The organism is Limnohabitans sp. (assembly GCF_036804465.1).
Taxonomy (GTDB): Bacteria; Pseudomonadota; Gammaproteobacteria; order Burkholderiales; family Burkholderiaceae_C; genus Limnohabitans.
Genome location: NZ_DAIRSK010000002.1, coordinates 50256 through 62006 on the forward strand (window position 1 = coordinate 50256; position 11751 = coordinate 62006).

The window sequence follows — 11751 nt, forward strand, 5'->3', positions numbered from 1 at the left end:
CTCATCCCAATGCTGTCGCACGCAAGTTGTGAGGATCTAGTCTGGCCAACAGACTCAACTCAAGCTCTGTCGGGGCGGCTGTCTCAGGCACCTTCAAAGCCACATGCAATTCAAATCCAGTGGCCTCTTGCACCTGTTGGGCAGTCACGCCAGGGTGCAAAGAGCGCAACTGGATCTGATGCCCAGGACCCCCAAAATCAAGGACAGCCAGATTGGTCACAATCAAGCGCAGATCGATGTCATCCAGATGCCAGCCGCGCGCCACGCGGGCAGGGTTGTAGCCCGCAGAGGCCACCATGTCGACTTCGCCCGCCACAAACACCTTGGTGCTGTGGTTCGGCACAAAAAATGAGTTGGCATGGCTGATTGAATTACCAGGAAAACCGCGCACACCCAACATCATGGATTTTGGCTTGTGGTAGTCACTGCCAATCATCGAAATATTAGCCTGACCAAAGCGGTCCACTTGCGTAGGACCGACCATGGCGTGGCGTTTGCCACTCCAGACATTGTCAAAAATGCGGCTAAACCCCATCCAAGTTTCGCGCTTGGGTTGGTAGTTACCGCGCGGCCCAACTGGGACCGGCTCACGCACCAGCCATGCTTCTGAGTCGGTCATCATCAAATCGGGGTTGCTGCTGAGCATGCTCAGCGATGCTGCCAGACGGGGCACGATACCAATGCCAGTTGCCAGCACTTCACCATCATCTTTCCATGCTTGAGATGCGGCGCAGATGATTTGGTCTACCAGTGAAAAATCGTTCATGTCTGCCACCTTCAAAAGACGGGAAGCGGCAATTGGCGCACCGTCTCGATTCCGCCCACACGCGCGAGGTATTGCGACTCAGTGCAATGGACAAAGCGCTCGGCATAGGTTTGCCAACCACCCACCTCTTTGGCGCTGGCCACATAGTCTTTGAAGTGCTTCACATCAAAGCCATAAAGCGGCGCGCACGAACTCGGGTGTGCCCCTGCGGGCAAATGCACCACACCTGTGGTGTGGGCACGCTCCCAGTAAACATGGCGCGCTTCGTCCGCATTTTCAAAAAATTCGCTCTCCACCAATTCGTCGCAACTGACAAAACTTTTCTGCGCGGCACGCACAAACAATTCATCCATATAGAGGTCGGGGCCCTTGATCTGACAGACACCGCGCGAATCAGCCCGATCGACATGCACCAAAGCCACGTCGAGGGGCAATGCAGGCATGGCCACCCAGTCGCGTTGGTCGTAGGGCGATGCCACCAGCTTGAGGTCTGGGTTGCACACCAGCACATCGGTCCCCAATCCCACACGGGTAGGGATAAAGGGCACCCGCATGGCGGCCGCCTTCAGGCCCAGCAACATCATGCCTTCGTCAATTTCCATGACCTCGAGGGCTCCGCTTTGGCGGGCCTGTCGAAAGTAGGGCTCTAGCGGAATAAAGTCGAGAGAGACAAAAGCAAACACTAGTTTTTTAATCTTTCCCGCCGCGCACAACATGCCAACATCTGCGCCGCCATACGAAACCACCGTCAAGTCTTTGAGCGGACTGCGCAAAATTTCGCGGACCAGTGCCATGGGCTTGCGCCTTGGGCCCCAACCGCCAATGCCCACGGTCATGCCGTCTTGCAGGGTGGCCACGACATCGGCGGCAGTCATTTGTTTATTGGCCATATGCGCAGTTATGCCTTCTCATCCGTTGGGGCTTTTTGGCCAATACTGAAATCGTGCCCCCAAAGACTGACACGGGTAAATTCATGGGTGATGTGCTGCGACCAGTCGACCACCTCACCCCCGTAGCCATACTCAATATCAAAATTAGACGGGCTTTGCATGTAAAACGAGGTCACTTTGTCGTTGGTATGCTGACCCAATGTGGCAGTTTGTTTGACTTGATGGGCATACATTCGGTCCAGCGCACGGCCGACCTCTGGCATACCCTCGACTTCGACCATGACGTGCACACACCCACTGGGGACTGGAAACCCAGCCAAGGCCAAGCTGTGATGCCGCCCATTGTTGCAATGAAAAAAGTGAATGGGCAAACTGGGGCTATCCGGGGGGCCAGGTCGGAAATTAAAGATGTCTGAGAGGCCAAAACCCATCACCTGCGTCACAAAGTCAACCGTTTGCTCAAACACAGGTGCAGGCAGCACGGCGTGCCCCATGCCAATGTTGCCCGTCACAAAACCTGAAACACCGACTGGCGAGGCAAAGTGCACAAAATCTGAACGAAACCCCCAGACCAGCTCGTGACGGTTGCCTGATGGATCGCTGAAACCAGCCACTTGTTGCGCGCAACGGTGACGGCACAAATCGGCATTGCCCAAAACGACCTCGACGCCCGCCTGCTCAAGAACTGTCAGCGCATGCGCGAAATCAGCCTGGCAAGACACCTCCCAGCCAGACACGGCATAAGCATCACGTGCTCCCGCTTGAATGGCAAAACGGAATTGCCGCTCATCCATTCGCACATACAAACCGCCATCCGGCGACGCCGTGGTCATCATGCCCAGCACACCCTCGGCGTATTTTTTCCATCGGTCCAGATCTGTTGTTTCGGCCACGACATAGGCCAGTCCCGCGATTTTCATCATGATTTGTGCACCCAGCTTTTTAGAAATGAAACATCTGTTGGTCATTCTGATCAAACCAGCCACCCCAAGCATCGTCCGTAGAGACTAAACAATGGCCCAGGGGGACAGCTGCTTTAGCTGGAGACAGCAGGCGCGTTTTCGTAGCTGGTGTAGCCCAGCGCCCCCGGCGTGTAGAGGGTTTTACGGTCAAAACGGGTCAGGGGCTGACCCAGGCGAATTCGTTGGACCAAGTCTGGGTTGGCAATGAAGTGGCGGCCAAATGACAAAGCGGCACCCGGATGAGCCTGCAAGGCTGACTCAGCGTTGACGGGATCAAAGCCATCGTTCAAGATAAGACGCTGACCAAAATGAGTTTGCGCCAATGCAAAAGCGTCCAACTCAGGCATGGGAGCGCGCATCACATGCAGGTATGCCAAATCCAGCGTGGCGGCCTGGCGCATCAACTCGGCATGGGTCGACGCCGAATCTTCGTCGCGGGTGTCGTTGTACGTGTTGCCAGGATTCAAACGCAAACCCACCCTGGCAGCGCCAATCGCAGCGGCCATGTGGCGCAAACACTCGACAGCAAAGCGGGCCCGGTGGGCTGCCGATCCGCCGTACTCGTCGTTTCGCTGATTGGTCTCAGAGCTCAAAAATTGCATGGGCAAATAGCCGCTGGTGCCATGTAACTCGACGCCATCAAAACCGGCCTCGCGCGCATGAATGGCCGCTTGGGCGTGCTCTTGCACAATGGCTCGAACTTCTTGCGTGGTCAGTTCACGTGGGCAGTCATAAGCCTGCATACCGGCACGGTCGGTCATGACCTCCCCCGCCGCTTGCAAGGCGCTGGGTGCCACCGTTTCAACACCTGCGGGCTTGATGTAGTGACTGCCAATGCGTCCCCCGTGCATGATTTGCAACACGATCAAACCGCCTCGGGCATGGACCGCATCGGTGACAGCTTTCCATCCCGCGATCTGCGCTTTGGTCGCAATACCGGGTTGGCGGCAATAGGATTGTCCGACCGCACTGGGCCAAGTGCCCTCCGTCACGATCAAACCCGCTTCACTGCGCTGGGCGTAGTACTGCACCATCAACTCATTGGGCACACCATCGTGATCGGCACGGTTGCGGGTCATGGGGGCCATGACGATGCGGTTGGCCAGCCACAAATCGCCTAAAACCAAGGGTTCAAACAAGGGGTTCATCTCAGCGCACTCTCATTTTTGGCGACGGCGTGCCTCGGCGCATGGTGCGCAAAAACTGCTCCAGCGGGGCCGGGGCGGCCACCTCTGGCAATTGGTCCTTGTCTGGGCGTTTTGCCCAAAACTCATTCCAGCTCGGAAACAGGTCATGAAAACTGCCGTCATAGGGCTCGCGCCCCGGCCAACGCATTTTCATGTCGCCAATGGGTGGCTTGTTCAGATCGGTGGCATACCAGTAACAAGGCAATCGACGTCGGAAAAACCACTCACCCGCGATGCGCTCATAGTCGTCCCAGTAGAGCATCTGCATGATGACCCATTCGGCACCACACTCGTGTTCATTTTTGGAGTACACAAGACCTGTTGCATGCTGCGCATCGGCAAACTCGATCAGGTGCTGCCCCAGATGGTGTGAGGTGCCAGTGAATTGGTCGCGCAAGGTGTGGTCTTGCCAGGCTTTGAAATGCGCACGCCCGACTTTGTCTTTGCCAACGCGCACATCAGGCGCAAACAAGTTCACATGTGCATCCATGTCGCGCATGTCCAAGGACAGTGAATACTTGCCAGCCAGCTGACGAATCGACTCAATCGATTCCAGCCGGTCGATGCGCTCCTCAAGTGTGCAAGGCCAAGACATGACTTGCGCCTTCACAGCGCGGTGACCAACACGGCCGAACGCCCACCGTCTACGGGCAATGCCGCACCCGTGATGTAGCTTGCCTCGTCGCTGGCCAAAAACAAGATCGCATTGGCCAACTCTTCGGGTTGCCCCACACGTCCCATGGGTATGAGTTTTTCGGTTTGTTGTCGTGCCGCAGGGTCCGACAACATGCCCGCTGTCGCAGGCGTCTCGACCACAGCTGGAATCACCACATTGACCCGAATGCCGCTGAGCGCGCCCTCTGCAGCAGCGGCCCGAGAGAAGTTGATGATGGCGGCCTTGGCTGCAGAGTAACCCGCCATCCAAGAGGTGCCCAATAAACCACAAATAGACGAAAGATTGATGATGGAGCCGCCTCTGTCTTTCATCAGCTTCATGGCCGCGCGAGTGCCCCAAAACGTCCCATCGACCGAGGTGCTGAAATTGCTGTGCCAGTCGGCTGTACTGGTCGACTCTATCGCGCCCCAGCTATAGGCCATGGCGTTGTTGACCAGAATATCCAAGCGCCCGTGACGCTGAGCAGCGTCCTCGATGGCAGCCGTGAAAGCGGCTTCATCACTGACATCGACTTGTACCGCCTCAGCGCGGCCACCCGCCGCTTTGATTTGCGCCACCACGGCATTCAGTGGATCGAGGCGTCGACCGCAAATCACCACCACCGCACCCTCTTGGGCAAAACGAACAGCAGTGGCAGCACCAATGCCTGTCCCGCCACCCGTCACAAAGGCCACTTTGTCTTGAAGTCTAGCTTGCGTCATTCGATGAGTCCTTACAGAAAAGCGCTACCGCCGTTGACTGCCAAATTTTGTCCCGTCATAAAGCCGCTGTCGTCGCTGGCCAAAAACAAGGCAGCGCCAGCGATGTCTTCGGGCTCGGCCATACGGCCCATGGGCACGCCTTTGATGATGGCGTCTATCCACTCCTGCGGAATGCTCTGCATCATTGGGGTGTTGGTGGGGCCGGGCACCAGGGTGTTGACACGAATTCCTTGTGGCGCCAGCTCTTTGGCCATGCTGCGGGTCAAGCCCATCAGTGCGGCCTTGGAAGCGCAGTAATGCGCTGGGCCGTCACCCGAGGCGGCGGCCGTGCTGGCCACATGGATGATGGCACCGCGCGTGCCGACTTTTTGCATGGCTCGCACCACGGCACGTGCGCAATAAAAAGCCCCATTGAGGTTCACATTGATCACGCGTGCCCACGTTTCGTCAGGGATGTCGGCAAAAGCATCCACCGAGCCAACGCCAGCGTTGTTCACCAACACATCGACACGTCCAAAAAGCGCCACGACTTCATCGACCACCGCCGCCACAGCGGCACTCTCTCCCACGTTCAGACTTCGCGCAATGCTGCGCCCGCCAAGACCCGCCAGAGTTTCTTCGGCCGCAGCCAAGTTGAGGTCCAACGCCACCACCACGGCACCCTCCGCGGCAAAGCGACGTGCTATTGCTCGGCCCATGCCCTGTCCGGCACCGGTGACCAAAGCTACTTTGTCTTTGAGACGCATTGTTTATCTCCTTGATTCATCTGGCTCACAGCATAGGCAGACAACTGCACCCAACCATCGTCCAATGAGACTACTTGGCTGGTTGGCGGTGGCTTGTGAGCGGCCCTTGCAGATGCATGGCTGCATTTAAAACTGCGTCGGACGAGTGGCCGCATCGATGCCCCCGTCCACATAAAACTGTGCGCCGTGAACAAAGCTGGCCGCTGGACTCATGAGAAAAGCCACCACCGAAGCCACCTCGCTCGGCTCAGCCCGACGAGCCAATGGGGCAACAAAATTCTTGATAGCTTCGCTGAAGCGAGGGTCTTCTAAGCCCGCCTGCAGCAGGGGCGTTTCGGTTGCACCAGGCGCCAAGGTGTTCAGGCGCACACCCCGTTGTCCCCAAGCGACCGCGCGTTTGCGCACTGCCACCGTCAATGCATTTTTGGACCCTGCGTAGGCAAGATTGCCGCCCTGAGCTCCCGCTCCCATCACGATGGCACTGACCGTGGCTTCATCATGGGCCTCGCAGGCTGCGGCCAAGGGGTTTTTGTCCCAAGGCAGCATGGCCGATGCCACCGAGGAAATGACAACGGCCGCTGGATGGCTGCCTTTTTGGAGCGCGGGCAGCAAACCGTCCAACAACTCCACCGCTCCAAAATAATTGACCGAGGTCACCAAAGAGGCTGGTTGCGTCTGCCCGCCCAGCCCAGCGCACAACACCAAGCCATCTAACTTGCCGTGGCAGAGCACCAATGCTTGCGCGATGACGGCTTGTCGGCCCTCGGCTGTCGAGAGATCGCCCACGATGTCAGCTTGTCGCAGATCGACGCCGATGACGTGATGGCCTGCAGCCATGAGCGCTTGACGGGTGGCCGCACCGATGCCGGAGGCAGAGCCAGTTATTAAGGTGGTGGTCATGGTATTGATCCTTTGAATCACATCGGTTGAAATTGAAATGAACGCACTCAAAGTGCTGCAACCCACTCAGGCACTGCTGTAAACAAGTCAGCCTCTAGGCCGTAATCGGACACACTGAAAATTGGGGCCTCGGGGTCTTTGTTGATCGCAACAATCACCTTGGAATCCTTCATGCCCGCCAAGTGCTGAATCGCGCCGCTGATGCCGCAGGCAACATACAGTCCAGGCGCAACGATTTTGCCGGTCTGACCCACTTGCAAATCATTGGCCGCATAGCCAGCATCCACCGCCGCACGACTGGCGCCTATGGCTGCACCTAATTTAATGGCCAGCGGGGTCATGATCTCATTGAATTTCTCTGGCGAGCCCAGGGCCCGGCCTCCAGACACAATGATGTTGGCTGCGGTCAATTCGGGACGATCATTTTTGGCTATTTCACTGCCCAACAAACGGCTGTTGCCGCTGTCAGCCACTGCACTGGCCACACTCACCAAGGCATGACCGCCCGAGGGGGACACTGGATCAAAGGCGGTGGTGCGGACCGTCAGCACTTTGATGGCATCCAAACTTTGCACCGTGGCGATCGCGTTACCCGCATAAATCGGTCGCTCAAAGGTGTCGGCGGCTTGGATGCGGGTCACGTCAGAAACCTGCGCCACATCAAGCAAAGCCGCCACACGCGGTGCCGTGTTCTTGCCTGCCGCCGTGGCGGGGAAAAGAATGTGCGAATAAGCACTCGCCAGCGCATGCACTTGGGTGGCCAAGTTTTCGGCCAGCCCATCAGCCAGCGGGGGCCCATCCACATGAATCACCTGACTCAGGCCCGCCATGCTGGAGGCAGCCTGTGCAGCCTGACTGGCCGCATGTCCCATGACCAGCAAATGCACTTGCCCTTGCGTGTGTGCGCTGATTTGGGTAGCCGCCATGACGGTGTTGAGCGTGGCAGCTTGGATGGACTCGTGGTTGTGTTCAGCGATAACGAGGATGTTCATTGGGCAATTTCCAAAATAAGGGGTTCAGATGACCTTGGCTTCATTTCTGAGCTTGTCGAGCAAGGTCGCCACATCGGCCACCTTGATGCCCGCTCTGCGCTTGGGCGGCTCGCTGACATGCAGCGTCTTGAGGCGCGGCAAAACATCCACCCCCAAGGACTCCGGCGTGAGCGTGATGCAAGGCTTTTTCTTGGCCTTCATGATGTTGGGCAAGGTGACATAGCGGGGCTCGTTGAGCCGCAGGTCCGTGGTGACTATGGCAGGCAGTTTCAGGCTCAGCGTTTGGGAGCCGCCGTCCACCTCACGGGTCACAACGACATGGCCATCGGCCAGCTCGACCTGAGAGGCACATGTGGCCTGCGGCCAGCCCAGCAATGCCGCCAGCATTTGCCCCGTCTGGTTGCAATCGTCGTCAATGGCTTGCTTGCCCAAAATCACCAGTTGAACTTGCTCTTGATGCACCAAGGCCATGAGCAACTTGGCAACCGCCAAGGGTTGGAGCTCATGCTGGGTTTCCACCAAGATGCCCCTGTCAGCGCCAATCGCCATGGCGGTGCGCAGGGTCTCTTGGCACTGAGGGAGGCCACAACTGACGGCAATCACTTCAGAAGCAAGGCCTTTTTCTTTGATGCGCGTCGCCTCTTCCATGGCAATTTCATCAAATGGGTTCATGCTCATCTTGACATTTGCGATGTCAACACCCGAACCATCTGACTTGACACGCACTTTCACGTTGTAATCCACCACGCGCTTGACTGGGACCAAGATTTTCATGTTTGAGCTTCCTTGTGTGGCCTCATTTCACCGAACAGCACGGGAAATGAACTATGCAATGGACTTTGGCTCAAGTACGAACTTTGGTCAGCGTCCGAATGGACGATGTTGGCTGTGTTGGCTGTTTCACAATCACTCATGTTTTGACTGAGCCCTCCAAAGACCTTCATGCACAACCCTTACGCCCCCCTTCTCCAGCCAGGTCGCATTGGCCAATTGGACATTCGCAACCGCATCATCATGTCGCCTATGGGCTCTAATTTTGCTGAGACCGACGGCACCTGTGGCGAAAGAATTCAAGCCTATTACGAAGCCCGCGCCAAGGGGGGTGCCGGTTTGCTGACCATGGGCGTGTGTTCTGTGGCATTTCCAAATGGCACGGGCGAGCCCTATCAAGTGGGGGTGTCTCGCGACGATTTCATTCCCGGCCTCGCCCAAGTGGCAGCGCGCGTGCATCGCCATGGCGCCAAGATCGCCATGCAGTTGCAACATGGCGGTAAAACCGCGGCCCTCGATCGTGCCCAAGGCCGTGAACTGTGGGTTCCCTCCATTCCCAAAATGGTCAAAAACAACATGATGTCGGCCATCACCCGGGAAGAGTTGGCGACCTTCATCGGCATTGGCCCTCATCCGGTTCGAATCCGTGTGATGGACAAAGCCGATATCGCGGTGATGGTTGAATACTTTGCAGCCGCAGCGCTGCGCGCCAAGCAAGCGGGCTTTGATGCGGTCGAGCTGCATGGCGCCCACACCTACATCTTGGCTGGGTTTTTATCGGCCTATTCCAACCAACGCGACGACGAGTACGGCGGCCCCTTGGAGAACCGTGCCCGCTTGTTGCTGGAGACTTTGCGCGCCGTCAAGGCTCGCGTGGGCAGTGATTTTCCAGTCTGGATTCGTCTGGATGGTGAGGAGTTGCACACGCCCGCAGGCATCACACTGAACGATGCGATTGCCACTGCCAAAATGTGCGAGGCAGCGGGTGCCGATGCAATCAGTGTCTCAGCCTATGCCACGCTGACCAGTGGCGTGGTCTTTACCGAAGCGCCCATTCCTCAACAACCAGGTGCCTACATCTCCAATGCGGCAGCGATCAAAGCTGCCCTCTCCATCCCAGTCATCGCGGCCGGGCGAATTGAGGCTGAGGTGGCTGCGCAAGGCATTACCCAAGGTCAATTCGATTTTGTGGCGATGGCGCGCAAGATGCTTGCCGACCCAGAAATTCCAATCAAGCTGGCGCTTAACCGCCCTCAAGATATCCGGCCCTGCATTTATTGCTACGCCTGTGTGAGTGAAATTTTTGTCAACAAAAGGGTCAAGTGCGCCGTCAACGCACAGACAGGCCACGAGTTCGAACACCCCATCGAGGCGGCTGCCACGCCGCGGCATGTGCTGGTGGTCGGTGGCGGTCCAGCCGGCATGGAGGCCGCTCGGGTGGCGGCCTTGCGCGGCCACAAGGTCACCCTGATCGAGCGCACCGATCGGCTAGGAGGCACCCTGTTCTTTGCGGGTTTGGCGTATCCAGAAAACGGCAAACTGCTCGACTATCTGGTGGCGCAAATCAAGCAACTGCCCATCGATGTGCGACTCTCTACCGAGGCCTCACCCCAACTGATCCAGCAACTCAAACCGCAGGCCATCTTGATCGCAAGCGGCGCCCGCCGAGCTGCGCCTGAGATCCAAGGTGCCGAACAACGCCATGTCTGGAGCGGCGACGAACTGCGCCGGCTGATGACCGGGGACCGCGCCGACGAAGTCGCCAAAGCCAAACTGAACCTCGCTGAACGCGCCTTGTTCAAGGCGGGCGGCATGTTGCGCGTCACCGACAGCACCGAGGCGCTGCAAAGTCTGTCCAAACTCTGGATGCCTCTGGGCAAGCAAGTCGTCATCATTGGGGGCGGCCTGGTCGGACTGGAGCTGGCTGAATTTTTGTTGGCCCGTGGACGGCAGGTCACCGTGCTCGAACCCAGCGACAAAGCCGGACGCGAGCTGGCGATCGTGCGTCGTTGGCGCGTGCTGGATGTGGTCACCTCACATGGCCATTTGCACCTCCAGGCCAAAGTCAGCGAGATCACCAGCCAAGATGTGGTTTGGCAAGACGCCGAGGGCCTTGAGCAGCGAACCCATGCCGACTCGGTGGTGCTGGCCATTGGCGCGCAAGCCGACGACCAAGTATCACAGCTGCTAGCCGAATGCGGCGTGCCGATGCAGCGCATTGGCGATTGCGCGAGCGTCAACTACATTGAAGGCGCCATGCACGAGGGCCATCGCGCTGGGCGGGAAATCTAAGGCCCTGTGGTGAGCGCGATTTGGTTGGGTCGCAGACAGCCCAATGCCATCGCCACCAAGCTGTCCAAGAGCGCGGGAGACTCCAGCTGTGCAGGCAAGTCTTCAAGCATTGAGCGGATGACGCTGCGCAAGCCCTGACCAATCAAATAGGCAGCCAACTCAGGATGAGGCGTCGTGATTTCGGCCTTGTGCATGAGCAGCAAGGGCAGCCAAGTCGCCTCAATGAATTCAGCGGCAGTGCGGTAAGGACCGCGCCACATCCCCAAATGCAAGGCCGTGTGGTAGCGCAAATGAAAGGCTTGGTTCAGTTTAAACAGCCTCAGCTCGACTCGGATGATGTTGGCCAACACTTCGCGCAACAAGGCGTCGAGTGGCACACCAATCAGTCTTTCGCGCATCAACAACAAATGCTGAGATTCCTCGTCCAGCACCCGCTCGTACAACATGCCGACGATCGCGTCCTTGTTTGGAAAATATTGGTAGATGGAGCCCACCGCGGCCCCAGAAACTTCCGCAATGCGTGCCACCGTGAGGGCCTCTTCACCGCCCTCATCCAAGATACGAAGACAAGCCTGCGCCACCGCATCTACCAGAGCGAGTGAGCGCGATTGGTTGGGGCGCTTGCGCAGTGGGGGCAGCTCTCTTGGCGACTGAGCGCCGACCCACTCATGGGCTTGGGGATTCTTTTGCATGGAAATGCGAGTGTGCTGGGTTGGTTACTTTGGTTCAGTCAAATTATCTAATCAAATCATTGAGTTAGCACCCCTTGAGCCAAACAGAAAAAGCGACTATCACAGGCGCTTAGTCCTCCCTACACTTCAGTTTGCTGCCTCGTTGATGCCAGCCTTAGGTTTGAATTGACAACAAA

The 11751-nt window shown here is 57.6% G+C and carries 12 protein-coding genes; 1 reads left to right on the forward strand and 11 read right to left on the reverse strand.

The window, feature by feature from the left end; translation table 11 throughout:
• Window position 1 precedes the first annotated feature (1 nt).
• From V7Q41_RS01360 to V7Q41_RS01405, 10 genes are all read right to left on the reverse strand, one after another.
• Window positions 2–766, reverse strand: coding sequence for a CoA-transferase subunit beta (locus V7Q41_RS01360; RefSeq protein WP_333841814.1), 765 nt, complete (start codon window positions 764–766; stop codon window positions 2–4).
• An 11-nt stretch (window positions 767–777) separates the two neighbouring features.
• A complete protein-coding gene (locus V7Q41_RS01365) occupies window positions 778–1656 on the reverse strand; it encodes a CoA transferase subunit A (protein WP_333841817.1) in 879 nt (292 codons plus the stop codon).
• A gap of 8 nt (window positions 1657–1664) precedes the next feature.
• Window positions 1665–2579, reverse strand: coding sequence for a VOC family protein (locus V7Q41_RS01370; protein WP_333841820.1), 915 nt, complete (start codon window positions 2577–2579; stop codon window positions 1665–1667).
• A gap of 113 nt (window positions 2580–2692) precedes the next feature.
• Window positions 2693–3766 (reverse strand): alkene reductase, encoded by a 1074-nt coding sequence (locus V7Q41_RS01375; protein WP_333841822.1) that lies wholly within the window; start codon window positions 3764–3766, stop codon window positions 2693–2695.
• A gap of 1 nt (window position 3767) precedes the next feature.
• Entirely contained in the window at window positions 3768–4400 is a 633-nt protein-coding gene (locus V7Q41_RS01380) for a nuclear transport factor 2 family protein (protein ID WP_333841825.1), read from the reverse strand.
• A gap of 11 nt (window positions 4401–4411) precedes the next feature.
• Entirely contained in the window at window positions 4412–5182 is a 771-nt protein-coding gene (locus tag V7Q41_RS01385) for an SDR family NAD(P)-dependent oxidoreductase (protein WP_333841828.1), read from the reverse strand.
• Window positions 5183–5193: 11 nt separating this feature from the next.
• Window positions 5194–5928 (reverse strand): SDR family NAD(P)-dependent oxidoreductase, encoded by a 735-nt coding sequence (locus V7Q41_RS01390; RefSeq protein WP_333841832.1) that lies wholly within the window; start codon window positions 5926–5928, stop codon window positions 5194–5196.
• Between the two features lie 126 nt (window positions 5929–6054).
• Window positions 6055–6828, reverse strand: coding sequence for an SDR family oxidoreductase (locus V7Q41_RS01395; protein WP_333841834.1), 774 nt, complete (start codon window positions 6826–6828; stop codon window positions 6055–6057).
• Between the two features lie 47 nt (window positions 6829–6875).
• Window positions 6876–7820, reverse strand: a complete 945-nt coding sequence (locus V7Q41_RS01400; RefSeq protein ID WP_333841836.1) for an electron transfer flavoprotein subunit alpha/FixB family protein — start codon at window positions 7818–7820, stop codon at window positions 6876–6878.
• A 24-nt stretch (window positions 7821–7844) separates the two neighbouring features.
• Window positions 7845–8594: an electron transfer flavoprotein subunit beta/FixA family protein gene (locus tag V7Q41_RS01405; protein ID WP_333841839.1), complete on the reverse strand. Its 750-nt coding sequence runs from the start codon at window positions 8592–8594 to the stop codon at window positions 7845–7847.
• 168 nt (window positions 8595–8762) lie between these two features.
• On the opposite strand from V7Q41_RS01405, the gene V7Q41_RS01410 reads away from it, so the two are divergent.
• A complete protein-coding gene (locus V7Q41_RS01410) occupies window positions 8763–10883 on the forward strand; it encodes an FAD-dependent oxidoreductase (protein ID WP_333841842.1) in 2121 nt (706 codons plus the stop codon).
• Here the strand turns inward: V7Q41_RS01410 and V7Q41_RS01415 are convergent.
• Entirely contained in the window at window positions 10880–11575 is a 696-nt protein-coding gene (locus V7Q41_RS01415; RefSeq protein WP_333841844.1) for a TetR/AcrR family transcriptional regulator, read from the reverse strand. The two genes, V7Q41_RS01410 and V7Q41_RS01415, sit on opposite strands and share 4 nt — an antisense overlap.
• Between the last annotated feature and the right edge of the window lie 176 nt (window positions 11576–11751).